This is a genomic window from Minwuia thermotolerans (assembly GCF_002924445.1).
Lineage (GTDB): Bacteria > Pseudomonadota > Alphaproteobacteria > Minwuiales > Minwuiaceae > Minwuia > Minwuia thermotolerans.
This window is the reverse complement of record NZ_PIGG01000065.1, coordinates 1-18,610: the sequence shown is the minus strand read 5'-3', so window position 1 is coordinate 18,610 and position 18,610 is coordinate 1. Positions and strand designations below refer to the sequence as shown.

13 protein-coding genes are annotated in these 18,610 nt (G+C 66.4%); 7 read left to right on the top strand and 6 right to left on the bottom strand.

The window, feature by feature from the left end; translation table 11 throughout:
- The first annotated feature begins 149 nt into the window (after positions 1 to 149).
- Positions 150 to 2,441: a nitric-oxide reductase large subunit gene (locus CWC60_RS18330; RefSeq protein WP_109795377.1), complete on the top strand. Its 2,292-nt coding sequence runs from the start codon at positions 150 to 152 to the stop codon at positions 2,439 to 2,441.
- A gap of 77 nt (positions 2,442 to 2,518) precedes the next feature.
- A complete protein-coding gene (locus tag CWC60_RS18325) occupies positions 2,519 to 2,989 on the top strand; it encodes a hypothetical protein (protein WP_109795376.1) in 471 nt (156 codons plus the stop codon).
- Positions 2,990 to 2,994: 5 nt separating this feature from the next.
- On the opposite strand, the gene CWC60_RS18320 is transcribed toward CWC60_RS18325, so the two are convergent.
- Complete coding sequence (locus CWC60_RS18320; RefSeq protein WP_109795375.1) at positions 2,995 to 3,831, bottom strand: SDR family NAD(P)-dependent oxidoreductase; 837 nt, start codon at positions 3,829 to 3,831, stop codon at positions 2,995 to 2,997.
- 168 nt (positions 3,832 to 3,999) lie between these two features.
- Between CWC60_RS18320 and CWC60_RS18315 the strand changes: the two genes are divergently transcribed.
- The 3 genes from CWC60_RS18315 (at position 4,000) to CWC60_RS18305 (ending at position 7,177) form a co-directional block, all read left to right on the top strand.
- Positions 4,000 to 4,605: a hemerythrin domain-containing protein gene (locus CWC60_RS18315; RefSeq protein ID WP_109796345.1), complete on the top strand. Its 606-nt coding sequence runs from the start codon at positions 4,000 to 4,002 to the stop codon at positions 4,603 to 4,605.
- Between the two features lie 24 nt (positions 4,606 to 4,629).
- On the top strand, positions 4,630 to 5,811 hold the full coding sequence (locus CWC60_RS18310) for an acyl-CoA dehydrogenase family protein (RefSeq protein ID WP_109795373.1): 1,182 nt from the start codon (positions 4,630 to 4,632) through the stop codon (positions 5,809 to 5,811).
- A gap of 250 nt (positions 5,812 to 6,061) precedes the next feature.
- Positions 6,062 to 7,177, top strand: coding sequence for a hypothetical protein (locus CWC60_RS18305; protein WP_109795372.1), 1,116 nt, complete (start codon positions 6,062 to 6,064; stop codon positions 7,175 to 7,177).
- A 9-nt stretch (positions 7,178 to 7,186) separates the two neighbouring features.
- Here CWC60_RS18305 and CWC60_RS18300 read toward each other — a convergent pair whose 3' ends face one another.
- Together CWC60_RS18300 and CWC60_RS18295 are read right to left on the bottom strand one after the other, a co-directional pair.
- A complete protein-coding gene (locus CWC60_RS18300) occupies positions 7,187 to 7,966 on the bottom strand; it encodes an enoyl-CoA hydratase/isomerase family protein (protein ID WP_109795371.1) in 780 nt (259 codons plus the stop codon).
- Positions 7,966 to 8,733, bottom strand: a complete 768-nt coding sequence (locus CWC60_RS18295) for an alpha/beta fold hydrolase (protein WP_109795370.1) — start codon at positions 8,731 to 8,733, stop codon at positions 7,966 to 7,968. Before CWC60_RS18295 ends, CWC60_RS18300 begins: the two co-directional genes overlap by 1 nt.
- Positions 8,734 to 8,948: 215 nt before the next feature.
- On the opposite strand from CWC60_RS18295, the gene CWC60_RS18290 reads away from it, so the two are divergent.
- Positions 8,949 to 9,638, top strand: a complete 690-nt coding sequence (locus tag CWC60_RS18290) for a DUF502 domain-containing protein (protein WP_109795369.1) — start codon at positions 8,949 to 8,951, stop codon at positions 9,636 to 9,638.
- Positions 9,639 to 9,826: 188 nt separating this feature from the next.
- On the opposite strand, the gene CWC60_RS18285 is transcribed toward CWC60_RS18290, so the two are convergent.
- The gene (locus tag CWC60_RS18285; RefSeq protein WP_206420018.1) at positions 9,827 to 10,798 is read right to left on the bottom strand and encodes a TauD/TfdA dioxygenase family protein; all 972 of its coding nucleotides are present in this window, start codon (positions 10,796 to 10,798) and stop codon (positions 9,827 to 9,829) included.
- Between the two features lie 84 nt (positions 10,799 to 10,882).
- A complete protein-coding gene (locus tag CWC60_RS18280) occupies positions 10,883 to 14,782 on the bottom strand; it encodes a TIR domain-containing protein (protein ID WP_109795367.1) in 3,900 nt (1,299 codons plus the stop codon).
- A gap of 253 nt (positions 14,783 to 15,035) precedes the next feature.
- Between CWC60_RS18280 and CWC60_RS18275 the strand changes: the two genes are divergently transcribed.
- Entirely contained in the window at positions 15,036 to 16,838 is a 1,803-nt protein-coding gene (locus CWC60_RS18275) for a tetratricopeptide repeat-containing protein (protein ID WP_109795366.1), read from the top strand.
- Between the two features lie 521 nt (positions 16,839 to 17,359).
- On the opposite strand, the gene CWC60_RS18270 is transcribed toward CWC60_RS18275, so the two are convergent.
- The gene (locus CWC60_RS18270; RefSeq protein ID WP_420891142.1) at positions 17,360 to 18,517 is read right to left on the bottom strand and encodes an IS110 family RNA-guided transposase; all 1,158 of its coding nucleotides are present in this window, start codon (positions 18,515 to 18,517) and stop codon (positions 17,360 to 17,362) included.
- Between the last annotated feature and the right edge of the window lie 93 nt (positions 18,518 to 18,610).

Sequence of the window (18,610 nt, the reverse complement as noted above, 5' to 3'; positions counted from 1 at the left end):
GGCAAATCGCCCGCGGAAACCGGCAGGCACGGGCACCGGCGTCGAGCTCCACCGCATTTGCGCCCGCGCAAATCGCCTCGCCCCCTTGCGTGAAAGCCTGTTCCGGTGAAGGCGGCAATGCGGCCGCCTGGTCAAGGAGGTTCGAAGCCATGCCGACCCGTTCGCTCACGCGTCTCTGGGTGGCCCTCGCGCTCATACTGGTGGCCTCGTTCAGCACGCTGCTGCTGCTCGGACGGGAGATCCACCGGGAGGCGCCGCCCATCCCCGAAGCCGTTCTCAGCCTGGACGGCGCCACGATATACACCAGGGAAGACATCCAGACCGGCCGTCAGGTCTACCAGTCGATGGGCGGCCAGCAGGTCGGCTCGATCTGGGGCCATGGCGGCTATCTCGCCCCCGACTGGTCGGCCGACTGGCTGCACCGGGAGGCGGTGACGCTGCTCGACATGTGGGCGGCGCGTGAATACGGCAAGGCCGGTTTCGATGCGCTCGACGCCTATCAGCAGGGTGCGCTCAAGGAACGCCTGAAGCAGGAACTCAGGGCCAACACCTACGATCCGGAAACCGCATCGATCTACGTATCCGAGGACCGTGCAGCGGCCATCCGGACCGTCGCGGCGCATTACGTCGGCCTGTTCGGCGACGCAGCGGCGCTGGAGGCGCTCAGGGAGGACTACGCCATCCCCAACGGCGCGATTCCGGACCTGGAGCGGCGCCAGAAGCTGGCGGCCTTCTTCCAGTGGGCGGCCTGGGCCACCACGACCGAACGGCCGGACAGCGACGTCACCTACACGGCCAACTGGCCGCACGAGCCGTTGGTCGGGAACGCGCCATCGACGCCGAACATCGTCTGGTCGATCGCCAGCATCATCCTGCTGGTGGCCGGCATCGGCGCACTCTCCTGGTGGCACGCTGCGCGCAAGCACGAGCCCGCGCCCGTACCTCCGACCGAGGATCCGCTCGGACTGCTGAACCCGACGCCCTCCATGCGGGCGACGGCGAAGTATTTCTGGACCGTGATCGCCCTGTTCTGCGCCCAGATCGCGCTCGGCGCGATCACCGCGCACTACGCGGTGGAAGGCCATGATTTCTACGGCTACCCGTTGTCCGAGATCCTGCCCTACGCCGTGACCCGAACCTGGCACACGCAGCTCGCCGTGTTCTGGATCGCCACGGCCTGGTTGGCCACAGGCCTCTACCTGGCCCCTGCGCTGGGCGGACGCGAGCCGCGTTTCCAGAAGCTCGGCGTCGATCTGCTCTACGTGGCGCTGGTGCTGGTCGTCGTCGGATCGATGGCCGGTGAATGGCTGGGCGTGCAGCAGGTCCTCGATCTCGACACCAACTTCTGGTTCGGCCATCAGGGCTGGGAATATGTCGATCTCGGCCGCTTCTGGCAGATCGGACTGTTCACGGGCCTGATGCTCTGGCTGGCGCTGGTGGGCCGGGCGCTCTGGCCGGCGCTCAGCCACAAGGGCGAAGCGCAGCCGCTGATTGTCATCCTGTTCCTGTCGACGGTCGCGATCGGCCTGTTCTACGGGGCCGGCCTGACCTGGGGCAAGCACACCCATCTGTCGATGATCGAGTACTGGCGCTGGTGGGTGGTGCACCTGTGGGTCGAGGGCTTCTTCGAGGTCTTCGCCACCGCCGCCATCGCCCTGCTGACCGTCAAGCTCGGCCTGGTCCGGGCCCGGACGGCCAACGGCGCGGTGCTGTTCGCCACGGTGATCTTCCTCACCGGCGGCGTGCTCGGCACCCTGCACCATCTCTACTTCTCGGGCACCACCACCGGCGTCATCGCCGTCGGCGCGGTGTTCTCCGCCCTGGAAGTGGTGCCGCTGGCGCTGGTCGGCCACGAGGCCTACGAGAACTGGAAGCTGACGAAGTCGGCCCCCTGGGTGGAGACCTACAAGTGGCCGCTCCTGTTCTTCGTCGCGGTCGCCTTCTGGAACCTGGTGGGCGCCGGCCTGTTCGGCTTCCTCATCAACCCGCCGATCTCGCTCTACTACGTACAGGGCCTCAACCTGACGGCGACCCACGCTCACGCCGCCCTGTTCGGGGTCTACGGCCTGCTGGGCATCGGCCTGATGCTGTTCTGCCTGCGCGGGCTGTTCCCGCGCACGGCCTGGAGCGACCGGCCGCTGGCCTGGTCCTTCTGGCTGCTCAACGGCGGCCTGGCGATGATGGTGCTGATGAGCCTGTTCCCCGTCGGCATCGCCCAGGCCTGGGCGAGCGTTTCGGAGGGGCTGTGGTACGCGCGCTCGGCGGAGTTCCTGCAGCAGCCGCTGATCCACTTCCTGGTATGGATGCGGGTGCCCGGCGACATCGTCTTCAGCGCCGGCGCCGGCGTGCTGGCGGTCTTTGCCGCACGGCTCGCCTTCGCCCGGCTGAGACAGCCCCGGCCTGCGGCGACCGTTGACGCCGCAGTCGAACCCGGCGACTGAAGACGAAGAAAGGCGCCAGCGGCGGTTCGGCCGGGGCCCGCGCCCCGGCCGTTCCGCATTTTGCAGGAGAGACGAACATGGACGACCTGACCATCGCCCGCGCCATCCACGTTCTCGCCGTGGTCCACTGGATCGGCGGCGTCTTCATGGTGACGGCGGTGATCCTGCCGGCCGTGCGCCGTTTCGCCGAGCCGTCGCGCCGGATGGAACTGTTCGAAGCGGTCGAGGGCCGGTTCTCGGCGCAGGCGAAGATCTCCGTCGCCCTCGCCGGCCTCTCCGGGTTCTGGATGACCTGGCGGCTGGACGCCTGGCATCGCTTCGCGGAGGCGGGCTTCTGGTGGATGCACGCCATGTTCGCCGTCTGGCTGGTCTTCGCGGTTGTCCTGTTCGTGGCGGAGCCGCTGTTCCTGCACGACTGGTTCCGCCGCCGCGCCCGGACCGCGCCGGAGGCAACCATGGCGCTGGTGCAGCGATTTCACTGGACGCTGCTCACCGTCAGCCTGATCGCCACGGCCGCCGCCGTACTCGGCGCCCATGGCACGATCTGAAGCGGTCAGCCTCTCAGGAATTCGTGCATGGCCTGGCGGCCCGCGTCGGATTCGGAGAACCGCCGCCCCCAGATCATGCCGCCGTCGACCAGGATGTCCTGCGCGTTGATATAGCCCGACTCGTCGGACGCCAGATAGACCGCAGCCCATGCGACGTCGTCGACAAGGCCGGCCCTGGGGATCGGCGTCGCCTTCGCCAGGCGGTCCTTGACCTTCTCCGCCGTCCCTTCGGATGCGGCGTCATCCATACCCGCGAACTTGGCGAAGATGTCGGTCGCGATGGGGCCCGGCGAGATCGAGTTCACCCGCACGAAATCCTCGCCCAGCTCCAGCGCCGCCAGCTTGGTGAAATGCACCACCGCGCCCTTGAACAGGCTGTAGACCATCGAGGAACTGAACCCGGCGCGGTAGCCGGCGACCGAGCCGTTGTTGATGATCGAACCCGCCTGCTGCGCCCGCATGATCGGCGCGGCGTATTTGGTGCAGGCGAAGACGCTGCGCAGCAGCACGTTGTATGCGGCGTCCAGATCGGCCAGGTCGATGTCCTGCACCCGCCCCAGTGCGGCGGGTCCGCCGGCATTGCTGAACAACACGTCCAGCCTGCCGTGCCGTTCGGCCGTGCCCTCGATCAACGCCCTGACGTCCGCTTCGTCGGTGACGTCGCAGCGCACGAAACTGGCGCCGTGGCCGATCTGCGCCGCCGCCTGTTCCCCCAGATCGGCTCGACGCCCCGACAACACCACCGTCGCGCCCTCCGCCGCATAGAGTTGCGCGGTGCGAAGTCCCATGCCGCTGGTCGCGCCGGTCACGATCGCCACCTTGTTCTTCAGTCTGTCCGCCATCCCGTATTCCTCCCCGGTCCCCGTCGATGGTGCGGTCGCCAGTCTGGCCGGCGGCGCGGCGCGAAAACATCCGAAAATTTGTTCTGGCTCAAATCGCCTGCGGATGGCGCCGCTAGGCTGGATATCGATGGCGGCCGGCAAGTCCGCCTCGAGCCATGGGAGACGGCCATGAACGCGATCACGATAATCCAGGACGAGCACAGGCGCATGGGGGCGGTGCTGACCTGCCTGACGCAGCTCTCGCGCGAGCTGCTGGACCCGGAGGTGCAGCCCGATCTGGCACCGTTCGAAGCCATTCTCGCCTATCTCGAGGCCTTTCCCGCGCGCTTCCACCACCCGAAGGAAGAAACCTACCTGTTCAGGGCGCTGGACGCCCGCGCGCCCGACCTGAAGCCGGTTCTCGACACCCTGCGCGACGAGCACGACCAGGGCGAGCGGCGGCTGGTCGATCTGGAGCGCGCGCTGGAGCGGCTCAGGACCCGGCCCACCGAGGAGGCCGGGAACTTCTGCAAGGCCGTGGACGACTATGTCGCCTTCGAGAAGGCGCATATCCGCCTGGAGGAAACGGAAATCCTGCCCCAGGCGGCCAGCCGGCTGACCGCCGAAGAACTTGCGGTGCTGGAGGACGCCTTCCTCGGCAACGAGGATCCGCTGTTCAGCGCCGGCCGGCAGCGGAAGTACAGGGACCTGTACTCCTATGTCCTGGCCGCCGTACCGCAGCCCCACGGGTTCGCCGACCCCTGGAAGCGCCAAGCTGCACCGCTCCGCGCCTGAGAGAGCATCGGAAGGAGAGTGAACATGGCGCGCCATGGCGACAGATCGGAAGGCGAACGGGCCTTCACCGCCTCGGTGCGCCGCTTTCTGGACGAGAACCTGACCCCCGACCTGCAGGCCGCCGGCCGCGCGACGGTCGGGACACATTCGGAGATCGGCGCCTGCCGCGCGTGGCATCAGCGGCTGCATCGCCGAGGCTGGATCGCGCCGGCATGGCCCATCGAGTACGGTGGCACGGGCTGGCCGGCGCGCCAGCGACTGATCTTCGAACATGAATGCGCCGAGCGCGACGCGCCGGTGCTGTTCGCGGGCGGGCTGCGCAATGTCGGCCCGATCCTGATCGCGCGGGGCGACGCGGACCAGAGGCGCCGCTACCTGCCGCGCATCCTCTCCGGCGCCGACCTCTGGTGCCAGGGCTATTCCGAGCCGGGCGCGGGCTCCGATCTCGCTGCCCTCGACACCCGCGCTGTCCGCGACGGCGACCGCTACATCGTCACCGGCCGCAAGGTCTGGACGACCGGCGCGCAGCACGCCAACCGCATGTTCGCCCTGGTCCGCACCTCGAGGCAGGGCAAGCCGCAGGAAGGCATCACCTTCCTGCTGATCGACATGGCCGCGCCCGGGATCGAGGTCCGTCCGATCCCGACCATGTACGGCGAGGCCGAGTTCAACGAAGTCACCTTCGATGGCGTCGCAGTACCGGCCGCCGACCGCGTCGGGCCCGAGAACGGCGGCTGGGGCGTGGCCAAGGACCTGATGAACTTCGCCCGCGCCAGCAACACGACCACCGGCCTGCTGCGCCGGACCTTCCGGCGGGTCCGGGCGATCGCGGAGACCGTGGACGCCGACGGCGAAGAACAAGTCCGCCTGGCGGCTCTGGCAGCGGAACTGACGGCGCTCGAGCAGATCGAACGCCACGCCGCCTCCCGCGCGCCCGGCGCGCCGGCGCCAGAGGCCGAGGCTTCGCTTATGAAGCTCACGGCGACGGAACTGCATCAGCGGATCACCGCGCTTGGCGTGGCGCTCGCGGGACCGTCGGCCTTTGTCTGTCTCGACCCTGAGAGCGCCGGCGCGCAGCCTTTCGCCGAGGCCGGCGTCCGGTATCTCGCCACGCGCGCGGCCACGATCTATTCCGGAACCAGCGAGATCCACCGCAACGTCATGGCGCGGCATCTGCTGGATTTCCGGCCCAACGCCCCCGCCTGAGAGGCGGTCGGGCGCGCAGGACCCGGCGGCGGCTTCTCCGCCCCTCTCCTCCTCACCGGAGACCGCCGCCGGCGTCTGTTCCCACCAATGAACCCGATGCCAGGGGTTGCGGCGCGCCCGCAACAGTCCACCTGTCGGGGCAAAGAAACAAAGCCCGGCGACGGCGCCATTCCGTCCCAACCGGGCAGAAAGCGCCCTGTAATTGCCTCGTCGCACCAAAGAAACCGCTGCCGCGACGGCGGCCCGGATCATGGAGGGTTTTGCCGACAGGACGGGCCTCGGACACGGCTCGGAAGCGGCGACCCGATATCTCTGGACCGATGCCTTCGCCCTCTGCGCCTTCCTGGAACTGCACGCGCGCACCGGGAATGGGCGCTATCGGGACCTGTCCTGCCGGCTGATCGATCAGGTGCATGCGACACTGGGGCGGTTCCGCGCCGATGACCCGCGCAATGGCTGGATCAGCGGCCTGGACGACGCAGAGGGACAGCGCAGCCCGACGGCCGGCGGCCTGCGCATCGGAAAACCCCTGCCGGAGCGCCGCCCGGAAGAGCCCTTCGACGACCGCCTCGAGTGGGAACGGGACGGGCAGTACTTCCACTATCTGACCAGATGGATGCATGCTCTCGCGCGCGCGGCCCGGGCCCTCGATCAGCCGGTCTATCTGCGCTGGGCCATGGAACTGGCCGCCGTGACCTTCGACGGCTTCGCCCGCCGGGATGCCGACGGGGAGGTCGCCGGCCTCTACTGGAAGATGAACACCGACCTCTCCCGGCCGCAGGTTCCTTCCATGGGCCTGCACGACGCCCTGGATGGGCTGCTGAGCTTCAGCGACCTGCAGCGTATCGCCGACGAATTCCAGGAGATGACGGCCGCGCCGCCACTGGGCGACCGCACCGACGCGCTCGCGCGACTTTGCCGCGGCCGCGACTGGACCACCGACGACCCTCTCGGCCTCGGCGGATTGCTCTGCGACGCCGCGCGGGCCGCCCACCTTTCCGAATGGGGCGCGCCGCTCGAACCGGAATTGCTGCCCGGATTGCTGGACGGCTGCGCCAGGGGCCTGCGCCTGTACCGGGCCGGCCGTCCGCTGGAACAGCCGGCCGCCCATCGCCTCGCCTTCCGCGAACTGGGTCTAGCCATCGGCCTGAGCGCCCTGCCGCTGATCGCGCGCCGGCTCGAAGACGGCCCGGCGCGCCAGCGCGATGCGTTGCCGGTTCTGGACGGCGACAGCAAACTCGCCGACGACATCGTCGGCTTCTGGCTCTCGGACGCCGCCCAGCGGGCGGCGTCGTGGGACGCGCATCGCGAGATCAACGAGGTGATGCTCGCCACCGCGCTGGTCCCCGACACCTATCTGAACTGAAAGCCTGCGTCAGCGACCCTTGAAGTCCGGAACGCGGCGTTCCGAGACCGCCCTGATACCCTCCTGGAAGTCCTCGGTCTGACGCAGGCGGTCCTGGATCGCCAGTTCGTGGTCCGTCGCCCGTTTGACCCGGTCGGCCAGGTCGCCGCGCAGGGTCGCGCGGGTCTCGACCACGCCCAGCGGCGAGTTCTCGGCGATTTCCGCGGCCAGGGCATGGGCCGTTTCGCGCAGCTTGTCCTGAGGCGCCAGCACGTCGACCAGACCCATCTCGTGCGCTTCCTCGCCCTTGATGCGGCGCGAGGTGTAGAACATCAGCGCCGCTTGGCTCTTGCCGATGACCTCCGGCAGGGTCACGGTCAGGCCGAAGCCCGGATGGAAACCGAGGCGGGTGAAATTGGCGGAGAAGCGCGCTTCCGGGCTGGCAACGCGGAAATCCGGCATCAGGGCAAGCCCCAGCCCGCCGCCGATGGCCGCGCCCTGGATGGCGCCGACGACCGGCTTCGGCGTCCGGAACAGCCGCACGGCTTCCTGGTAGAGATGACCCGAGTTGCGGTCGAGTTCCTGCTCGCCGCCGCCGCCGAAGTTCGCGCCGGCGCAGAAGGCCTTGCCCTGGGCGCACAGCATGATCGCGCGGCAGGCGTCGTCGCGGCCCAGATCCTCGAAGGCGCTGGCGAGACTTGCGATCAGTTCGAAGTCGAAGAAATTGTGCGGCGGGCGCTGGATCTCCACCACCGCCACGTGATCGTCCAGGGTGACCCCCAGGTCCTTGTAGTCGCCATAGCTGGCCATCAGTTGCTCCCCTTCAGCTTGTCCAGAAATCCGATCACGGCGGCGTTGAAGGCCGCCGGCTGATCCACGTTCGCAGCATGCCCGGCATCGGCGATCACCGCCTTCGACGCGCCGGGAATCTTCGCCGCCATGTAGTCGCTGGCGGCCAGGAACGGTTCGTCGCGGTCGCCGACCACCACCAGCGTCGGCACGGCGATGCCCGGCAGCGAAGTGATGGCGTCCGCGGTCCGCTGGGTCAACATGCCGTAGGCCGCATTCCGCAGCCCCTGGTAGTTCTGCTTCTGCAGCCGCGTCTCCGCGCTGGCCGAGAGCGCCGCCTCGCCCTTCGCCGCCAGCTCGTCGCCGCGGCCGCGGGCATAGGCGTTCCATTTCTCCCGCGCCTCGTCGTTCCTGAAGCCCGGGCCCGTGTCGATCAGCAGAAGCGCCCGCACCCGGGCGCCATGCGCCAGGTTGTAGGCCAGCGACATGTAGCCGCCGAGCGACATGCCGCCGACCACCGCCGTCTCCGCGCCCGCGGCGTCCAGCAGGGCGTCGATGTCGGCCACCGTCAGGTCGGCGGTGTAGAGCGCCGGATCGTCGGGCGAATCGCTCCGCCCGTGGCCGCGCATGTCCCAGGTCACGACCTTCCAGCCGGCATCGGCCAGCGCGGGCGCGTTCTCCCGCCACATCGCCGAGGAGGCGCAGAAGCCATGCGTCAGCAGCAGCACCGGCCCCTCGCCGGTGACCTCGTAGTGGATGTTCACGCCATCGCGCGCGAGTTCCGGCATCGGGCCGTCCTCCCCTGATTGTCGCGGTCTTCTCCCGTCGCTCGACGCCATTATGGACGCCACCGCCCCCGGATGGCGATGGCTTTGCGCGCCAGGCCGGGTCCCGGGATTTGGGAAGCCGCACCGGCATCCTATCTGATAGGAGGAACAATGCTCGGGCGAAGGGGTGACGGCATGCGGCGACCCGCCGGCAGGGACAGGCGAGGGAAACGGACATGAAGGTCCCCCGCCGGCAGCCCCATATCGTGCGCTATCTGCTCAGCGGCATCCTCGCCATCGTGCCGCTGTGGCTGACATGGATCATCTTCGACTTCATCCTGGGCCAGCTCGCCCGGATCGGCATGCCGGGGCTCAGGCTGACGGCGCGGCGGCTGGAGGAAAACTATCCCGACCTTGCCGAGTGGATACTGCAGTCCTGGATCGACGACGTGCTGGCGGCTCTGATCACGCTGCTGGGCCTCTATCTGATCGGCTGGGTCGTCAACCAGGTGATCGGGCGGCGGCTGTTCACCCTGTTCGAGAACCTGCTCCGCCGCCTGCCGCTGGTGGAAACCATCTATGGCAGCATCCAGCAGGCCATAACGGCACTGAAGACCAAGCCGGAGGGCACGCAGCGCGTGGTGCTGATCAACTTCCCTTCCCCGGAAATGCAGGCGGTCGGCTTCGTCACCAAGATCATCACCGAAGAAAGCACCGGTCGCCAGCTCGCCGCGGTCTATGTGCCGACCACGCCGAACCCGACCTCGGGCTATCTGGAGCTGGTTCCCGTCGAGAACCTGACGCCCACCGACTGGACCCTGGACGAGGCGATGAACTTCGTTATTTCGGCCGGGTCGGCCGGCCCGTCCCGGCTCAACACCACCACCCTGGCCGCCGCTCTGGAAGACGCGCCGCCGCGGGCGTGACGGGAGCGAACAATCGGAAACGAAAAACGCCGCCAACCCATCGGGTCGACGGCGTCTGGTCGGGTTGCGGGGGCAGGATCACCCACGTACCCAAGGTCGCGGTATCTGTCTGAATTGCTGGCGGCGCGACCACAATCCTGTTCCAACGCGCACTCATCGACGGGCGGAGCTGATCGGCAGGAAGCGGCTCAATTCTGCATGGGAACGCCGTCATCCCAGCGGAAGCCGACGCCGCCACCCTGCCAGACGCCTTCCCCGAGCGGATTGGGTCCATGGATATTCACCTGGAGTGGCAGTCCGAAGTCCGGAGCGAAATTCCCGGTGCCGCGGACGGTGCTGCGATGCAGGATCCGCAACCCCTGTTGTTCGACCGGCAGGTGGGCCTCCGGCGAAGCTCGATGCGCGACCGCCAGATTATCGACGAACACGCAGTCCCCTTTCCGGTATTCGTGGGAAATGGCGTACCCGTCATCCAGTCCGGCGTTCAGGATCCGGTTGTACTCATGACAGAGCTGCGTCAATTCAGCAGAACCGAGCAGGCGGAAGCCATCCTCTTCGGCTGCCTTTTCGATGACCGCACCGGTCATCCCCAGATGCAGCCAGATCGATTTTCGTTCCGATATGGGGTGCACGTGAACCAGCGGATGGACAACGCCTGAAGCGGAATTCACCGACGAAAGCCGGCTCCAGAACGCCTTCGTTTCGTCCGGCAGGGCATCATATGCGGCGCCCTGATGGGCGAAACTCGTGCCGCCACCTTTCTCGGCGGGGCGGATGATGTGGTAGCCAGCATGGGAAAAGGTGTCCGGAACGAAGCTGCCATCATTGTGCCATTGGGGGCCGACACCCGGGATCCCGTGACGCTGATCGTTCGAGAGGCGGAAGATATGGCGGTTGCCACCGGGAGTGGCGGGGTGGACGCCATGGGTGCTGTGCAATTGCCTGCCGCCCCACCAACAGCTGGCACGGAGAAAGTCCTCGACTTCCAGTTCCTTCTCGTTCCTGAATACGAGAAATCCGCGATGAGCCATTTCCGTTTCAAGCGCGTCCAGGACGTGGTCTGGCGGCAGTTCCCGGGATGCCAGGTCAATGCCCTGAACCTGCGCGCCTATCGGATCGAGCGGAGTGATTTCTCCGCCGAATTTCTCGATCGCAGCCACGCGCGCCGGATCGGGCGGGCAGAGTCTCGAAGATTTTGTATTCAATGCCGGCCTCCATTCCTTGTGTACAGATGGGAATGAACCTCAGCGCCGTGAACGGCGGGCATAGGCTGCACTGCGTTCCAGAAGGTTTCCGGCGGCGGTCGACTGATGGCGCGACAGATAAGCCTCTGCCGCGCGTCTCGCCACCGCCGCCGCTGCACGGAAATCATTGCCATCGCGTGCAAGCGCCCGGGCCCGATGCTCGAGCACAGCCGGCAGACCGGCGTCCACGCCTCTCTGCAGCAGATCGCGCGAAGGTTCATCGAGATGACCCGCGTCTGCCATCCGGGAGAGGACAATCCAGGCAATACCGGCCCCGCCCTCGGCCGCTTCCCGCAAACGCCGGATCAGCGCCTGCTTGTCACCGGGCGCACGCCCCTGAAGCATCAGCACGGCCAGCGTGTACCCGGCGGCTGCGTAACCTTGATCGGCGAGGCCGGCGAGCAGCTTTGCCGTCTCGCCATCCCGTTGCGGCGCATGCAGCGTGGCGGCACGGGCAAGCTGGAACAACGTGACCGGGTCCGGGTCTGCCGCGCCCGCCGCTTCCCCGCACACGACCAGGGCCTCGGGCGGGATCCGGTCGTAGGCGACCCCGTCTGTTCTTGCCTCAGGGTCGTTTACGAAAGCCGCCAGACGGTCGCACTCATCGGCGGTGTCAGCTTCCCTTGTTTCGACTTCTTCCGGAAAACGCATCCGGATAGCGGTGAGGAGGCCATCCGGACCAAGCATCGCATCTGAAAGATCGACCACTGCCGGCCGGGCGACATCGGATACCGTCACCGCCGAAAAATCGGCAGAAGGTCTGAACACACCGCCGAGACTTTCACGCCGTGGCACCGATGCCCGGACCTCACCGGTTGCAGTATCGATCAGCCGGAACATGTCGGCGCCGCCGTTCACCCCGATCATCCAGTGTTCCTCCGCACCGAGGAAAGGACGTGCGGGAACTGGCGTCGAGCCGCCATCGCCGGGGATCCGGTGGAGAACCCGACCGGTCTGCGCGTTCCGGACCGCGACTTCGCCCCGCGCGTCTTCGGAGACGATGATCCGGTCCTGCGCACCCATTGCGTAGGCCGCCCCCCAGTCGAGGTCGAAGCGCTTCTCACCGGTTTCGAGATCGATCAACCAGGACGTGCGCGTCTCGTCCCCGAATCTGTGCAGCACAGCCGAATGGGGGCCTGCCGCCACTATGCGGACCGTTCCGTCCTGTTCGCCGAAGGGCACAGTCGTCCCGGTCTCCGTGTCATGCCGCCACAGACCCTTCCGGTGAACCAGAAGAGCCGATTTACCGCTGCCCGAGAAATACATGTCCGACGCTTCCGACGGCAGAGTTCGGGTCGCATCGAGCCCGCCTTTCTCAATGCTCGCCAGAAGGAGCCGGGCATCATCGGTCAGCACTGCAAGACGCCCTTCCGGCAGGAATGACATCTTGCGGACATGCCGTGCCCCCGCCCCTGACTCCGCATCGATCATTGCCAGCCGCTCGCCGCTCGACGTCCTGAAGATTCCAATACCGTCATTCGAAACCAGGGCCAGAAGGCCGTAAGACCCCCAGGCGACCCGGCTGCTTTCGAAGCGCTCGCCGCCCTCCAGCGGCACAGGTGCAATGCCGTCTCTGGACAGAACGGCCATACGAAACCCGGAGAGCCGAAGCAGTTCCCTGCCGGATGCCGGATCGGCGCTCAGCTGGACAGCATCGTCGATCGTGCGCACTGCACTGGCAGAGGCCATGTCCCAGTAAGTCAGCGGTTCGCCATAGCGGCCATTGACCGCGACCGTATCCCCGCGCGGCGCGGCGGTGGCAGAGAGTCCCCCGCCGAAGGTCAGGTCAAATGGCTCGATCCGCCACAGGCCCAACCGCCCCTTGCCGTCATGGACGGCCAGAACGGGGCCGGCGGGCCGCTCCAGTATCTGTATCCAGCTTGCGCCGCCGTCCGGATTCACGGCCAGCACATCGCGCCCGTTCCCGGTCGACCATACCGAAACGAAGCCGTCCTGATGCACGATGGCCAGGTAGCGCCCATCGCCGGAAAGATGAAATCCACCCGCAGGCGGCGCATTCCTGCCGATCCTGTGAACAAGCTCGCCGCTCTGCCCATCCAGCACCGAGAACTGCTGCTCATGGCGCAGGATGAATCGCTCGCCGCCGTTCGCCACGCCAGCCAGGCCGAACACGGTGGAGACCGAAAGAGGCGTCCCGGAAGCCGGATCGGCCGCGCTGGTCAGGCTCACGCTGTTCTGATCAGCGCGCGCCACAAGCCGGCCGTCGCCAAGCAAGAGCATATCTTCGGCCGGCTCGCCGCCGCTGAATATCCGGACAGGTGACTGGCCGGCCGCCCAGAGCCACCAGGAATCCTGCGCCTTGAAGGCCAGTTGTCTATCGGCGGGCACGAACACCAGCCCACCGGCCCTGGCCACGTGTTCGTCAACCAGTGAGCCCCGCCTGTCACGCAGTTCCACTCTGTCGGGGTTTCGATAGGCCAGCGCGACGAATTCTCCGTCCCCGGAAACCGCTACGGCCTCGAATTGAGCCGGGGCCGCCAGATCGAACATCACCGAACCGTCGGAAAGGCGAAGCGCCAGCGTCCTGTGGTCACCATCCCGGTACTCGCTGGCAATGACGATATCCTGTGCCGGATGAATGACGGCGTCTGCGAACTGCCGGTCATAGTCCGTCTCGGCAACCACCTCGCCGGTACCGGGATCGAAGACCGTCAGGCTGCCCCACGCGCCCGGCTGACGCTTGCTGCGGACCGCTGCGAGTTGGCCGTTGTCCAACCAGGCGATGGCTTCGACATCGGGTACCGCCAACGGCGTGACGTCCCCTGTCCGGAACGACCAGACCTTCAGGTCAAGCAGGTGACGGGTTGCGATGAACGAACCCTTGGGACCCATGCTGGTCTCTGCAAAGCCGATGGGAGGCGCAGGCGCGGTTTCGAGATAGCCGAGGAAGCGGTCTGTGAAGAGGAGCTGGCGGGCGACAGCCGCGCCATTCTTCAACAGCGGCGCATCATCCAGGGATTGCGCCGTTTCCAGCGCGTCGCGCACCATCGGCGCGGCCCGGGTATGCGCACCATCGCCGATCAGCGCAGTGGCGTCTGAAAGGTTCCGCCGGGTCCGTTGGACCAAGGCTTCCCGAAGGCGCCGTTCGGCAAGGTCTCTCTGCTCCTCTGCCCGTTGCCGTTCGGCTTCCGCGCGGTCCCGCTCGGATTCCGCCGTGGCGCGTTGCCGTTCCGCCTCGGCGCGCTGGATATCGGCTTCGACCCGCTGGCTTTCGGCTTCGATGGATTGCAGCCAGGCGAAAACCGAGAGGCCCGCGGTTATCAGCGCGACGGCGATCGAACCGGCAATCCAGCCCCTTTGCCGCGCCTGTGATGCCCGTCGGCTCTCCCGGATCAGGGCGATGTGGGCTTCGGTGATGTCAGGCGAATCCTTCGGCCGGCTGTCGCGCCAGGCTTCGGCGTCCGCAATGTCCTGCCCGCGGAGCAACAACCGTTTCGGGCGGCCTGCGTCCTGCCATCGACGCGCAAGACCGGAGAGCCGGGTATGTTCACGCACCCAGTCGATGTCCGTGCTGAGCGCCGATGACAAGGTGTCGATGGCATTCTCGAACGGATCGCGTTCGGTGCAGAAGATGAAATTCAGCCGCGAAAGCAGCGGCGGAATGGCGCTCCCCTCCACCTCCTCGATGACGATGGGCGCGATCCGCTTGTTCAGACTGGTTGCGTACTCGACCTCCCAGGCACAGACCTCGGAAGCTATGGATTGCGGGCTCATCAGGAAGACGATCGTATCGGCTTCCTCGATCAGCTGTTGCAGCCGCTCCCGCCACTCCTCGGTCGGCAAGATGTCCTCGGTATCGCGAAAGACGCCGAAATGCCGGCTGCGCAGCGCATCGGCGATCCCCTGTGCCCGTTCCCGGTCCTTCCGCGAATAGGACAGGAATACCTTCGGCTCGTCCTACGGCAGGTCTTCGTCAATGGGTGCAACGGAATCGGTCATGGCGCCGATGGAAGCTTAGGGGCTGCCGGGCCACCGCCCAACAGTCCATTGCCTGTTCCCCGGAACCGGACGACGCCCGCAATGGTCAGGGCCAATCCGATTTACGCTGAGACGGGCCACGTGACATCATCGAAAGCGGTTACGCGGACTGCCATGACAAGAGGCCGCAAGGCCCGCAAACAGAGGGACCGAGATGGATTTGGACCAGGCCGCTACAGGCCATCAGGCCTGGGCGGCGGCGAAGGCCGAACTGTCCAGAGGGGAAAACCTGCACGCCCACGACCTGGCGGCGCGCGCGCGCGAGCAGTGGCCCGACCATGAGGGCCTGAAACATCTCGCCGTCCTCGCTCTCGCCCGTTCCGGAGCGGTCGATCTGGCTCGAAGACGGTTCGGCGAATATGGCCTGGACGAAGCCCGGAGCGAGGAGTCGTTCTCTCTGGACGCGCGCCTGCACAAGGATCGGGCATTGGCCGATCCGGACCGCCCCGACCACGAAGCGCTCGATCAATCCATCGCGGCCTATGAAAGCGGGTATAATGTCGATCGCGGCTATTATCCCGCGATCAACATCGCGACGCTCTCGTTGCTGGCAGGATATGCGGAGAAGGCCCACCACTGGGCCACTGCGGCGCTGACCGATGCCGAGGCAAAACTGGAGCGCGACGGCTACTACGCCGAGGCCACGCGCGCCGAAGCGCTTCTGCTGCTCGACCGGACCGAGGAGGCGGCGGCCTCGGCGGCGCAGGCCGCGGCGCTGGCAGGCGCCAACTACGCCGAATGCGCGACAACCTTGCGGCAACTGCAGATGATATGCCGCCACAAGGGGTTGCAAGCGTCCCTGTTGGAAAGTCTCCGACCGCCACCGGTCATCCATTTCTGTGGCCATATCATCGCCCCTCCCGGCGCCGCCGGTCGGTTCCCCGCCGACCAGGAAGGTGATGTCCGGGAGGCACTGCGAGAAACATTCGCCGCCCTTTCCTGCAGCTACGCGATCGGCAGCCTCGCCGCTGGCGCCGATATCCTGGCGGCAGAGACGGCACTGGACGCCGGTGTGGCGCTGGATGTGGTCATGCCTTTCGACCGGGACGAGTTCGTCGAACTGTCCGTCGCCCCCGCCGGCCGGCATTGGGTGGCGCGGTTCGAGCGCTGCTACGCGCGGGCGCACAAGATCCACCATGTCACCAGGGATGCCTATCTGGGTGACGACGAGCTGTTCGGATATGCGTCCGAATATGCGCTCGGCCTCGCCAGGCTTCGTGCGCAATGGCTGTCCGCAGAGTTGAATCAGATCGCCATCTGGGACGGCGAGCGCGGTTCGTCTGCGGCCGGCACATATCACGACCTCGAGCTCGGCCGCCGGGCCGGCTGTTCCCAACATGTCATTCGTGTCCACCCGGAAACTTCCGCAGCACCGGCTCCGGCGTCCGCTTCAGAAAGCTCGGGCGAGCAGCCCGGTCAGCTGAAGCGCACACGGAATACCCTGATCTTCGGCGACTTGAAGGGCTTCAGCAGATTGTCGGACGCCCAGATGCCGTCCTTCGTGGAACATGTCCTGGGGGCCATCGCGCAGGTTCTCGAAGCACAGGGCGACCAGCTGATCCTGCAGAATACCTGGGGCGATGGCATCTTCCTGGTATTCAGGGATCCGGGCAATGCAGCCGCATGCGCCTTTGCGCTGCAGGAAGCCATGGCCGCCATCGACTACTCGAAAGCGGGACTTCCCGGCGATCTCGGGCTCCGGCTGGGCTGCCATTACGGGCCGGTCTATGTGACGCGCGATCCGATCCTGCAGCACGACAACTGTTTCGGCTTCCACGTCACCCGCGCCGCCCGCATCGAGCCGATTACACCCGAAGGCTCCGTCTACGTGACCGAACAGATGGCCGCCGCCCTTGCCCTGTCCTATCCCGACCAATATCGAGCGGACTATGTCGGCCAACAGCCACTTGCAAAGAACTACGGCTCGTTCGGAATGTATCATCTCAATCAGTGTTGATCGAGCTGGGCAGAAAAGTCACCGAAGCAGCGTAATGGCGGCTTCCCACCGAGCGGTGCTGTCGGAGCTCGATAGCACCACACCCCGGGACACCAGGCGACGGCAGAACAATCGGGCCGAAAGCGTCCGTCAGCCGTTCCGACGAAGAGCGTATTCCGTGCGGCTGTTCCAGCGCCCGGTCATGCTGCAGAAGCTCATCATTATCCACAATCCCTCACATGGGGAATGGTTGGTCAAGGCACGGTTCAGTTTGCTTCGTGCATAGCACTCCTTCCAGGCTGTTGGGATCCAGGTCCGAGCCCTTTCCAATGACTCGGCCCGTTTCCGGACCGATCAAACTCACATCCGGTCGCCGGTCGAGCCGGCTGCACCAATATCCCGCTTTCTGCGGTGGAGGCTCAGGAGGACGGAGCCACTCTTCAACACGGCTATTTCAGCCAAATGATTGTTCGGTCCGTCCACCTGGATCCGGCAAGGCTGATCAGGCCCTGCGGAACAGGATCAGAGGGTAAAGCGGCTTGCTAGGTTGCGCTCATGATCGCGCCCTCTGGAACAACGCCCGTAGTCACAAACTTCCACAGCGCGACGAGCAGCTTGCGCGCCAGAGCCACGATCATGACGCGTCTGTTGCGGCCGCCGACGGCCTTGGCTCGCTCGTGAAACCACAACGTCAAGGCGGACTTCGGCTGGTGCCTCAGCCATAGCCAACTGAGCTGGATCATTGTTGTACGAAGTCGCGCGTTTCCGGCCTTCGAGACGCCCTGCTCCCGGGCAATGGTTCCGCTCTGCCAGGGCGTTGGAGCCAGCCCGGCGTAAGAGGCGAGTTGCCTTCGGTTGGCGAAGTGCCGGAAGAGCCCTTCGGACCACAGGACCATGGCGAATTCCGGACCGATGCCCCTCAACGCCTGGAGGACCGCCGGCGGTGACTGCGATACCTTGGCCTGTGCTGCGAGAAGCGCATCACGCTGCGTCTCCACCATCCTGATCTGTTCCAGAATGAGCTCCAGTCGGTCTAGTTCCCGGCTGAGACGCTGCTTCAGGCAGGCCGGGAGCGGACGTCTATCGCCAGTTCCAAGTGCCTCCAGGCGTTGACGCCGGTCCTGCCGAACCGGCTCGTAGTCCCTGATGCCCTGCGCGAAGAGCAGCCCCTTGATGCGGTTGACGTGCTCGACCCGTTCGGCGATCAGGGACCGGCGCTCACGGCTAATCTGCCGACGGTCCTCTGCCTCTGGCGTGGGCGCCTTCACTATGGCGCAGACCCGCGGCTCGCCGCGTTTGTAGGCGAGCAAGGCTCTGACGAGAGCCTCGCCGTCGATCCCATCCGTCTTGGCACGTCGCCGACGGCGCGAAGTGGCTATGGAAGCCGGGTCCACGACATGGCTCTCGATGCCGGCGTTCCGAAGAGTGCGATGGATCCAGAACCCGTCCAGGCCAGCCTCATGGATCACGATCAGGCGGTACGATTGTCCGGTACGCGCCATGCTCTTCGCCTGCAGCTGGGAGAATCTCGCGAGTAGGCCTGCGATATCCCCGCTCCGTACCTGGTGTCTGGACATCTTCTCCCCGCCGCCGGGCGACAACGACGTGATCAGCCAGGTTGATCGGCTGAGTTCCAGCGACACGAAAACTGCACTCAGATCAGTGCGGACCGCAGCCCGCTCTTCGGAAAGGTGTTCGATCGATGACATGGTTGCCCCCTACAGAGTCATGTTGCGACACCACTCTGAAGGGGTGGGTCGCGACCTACCCCATGGGATCTTCAACCTCGATCG

Excerpts from the sequence above, each read along its gene's own strand:
- CWC60_RS18315 (WP_109796345.1), top strand. The coding sequence starts at position 4,000 with ATGAACGCGATCACGATAATCCAGGACGAGCACAGGCGCATGGGGGCG.
- CWC60_RS18295 (WP_109795370.1), bottom strand. The coding sequence starts at position 8,733 with ATGCCGGAACTCGCGCGCGATGGCGTGAACATCCACTACGAGGTCACC.
- CWC60_RS18290 (WP_109795369.1), top strand. The coding sequence starts at position 8,949 with ATGAAGGTCCCCCGCCGGCAGCCCCATATCGTGCGCTATCTGCTCAGC.
- CWC60_RS18330 (WP_109795377.1), top strand. The coding sequence starts at position 150 with ATGCCGACCCGTTCGCTCACGCGTCTCTGGGTGGCCCTCGCGCTCATA.
- CWC60_RS18300 (WP_109795371.1), bottom strand. The coding sequence starts at position 7,966 with ATGGCCAGCTATGGCGACTACAAGGACCTGGGGGTCACCCTGGACGAT.
- CWC60_RS18320 (WP_109795375.1), bottom strand. The coding sequence starts at position 3,831 with ATGGCGGACAGACTGAAGAACAAGGTGGCGATCGTGACCGGCGCGACC.
- CWC60_RS18305 (WP_109795372.1), top strand. The coding sequence starts at position 6,062 with ATGGAGGGTTTTGCCGACAGGACGGGCCTCGGACACGGCTCGGAAGCG.
- CWC60_RS18275 (WP_109795366.1), top strand. The coding sequence starts at position 15,036 with ATGGATTTGGACCAGGCCGCTACAGGCCATCAGGCCTGGGCGGCGGCG.
- CWC60_RS18310 (WP_109795373.1), top strand. The coding sequence starts at position 4,630 with ATGGCGCGCCATGGCGACAGATCGGAAGGCGAACGGGCCTTCACCGCC.
- CWC60_RS18325 (WP_109795376.1), top strand. The coding sequence starts at position 2,519 with ATGGACGACCTGACCATCGCCCGCGCCATCCACGTTCTCGCCGTGGTC.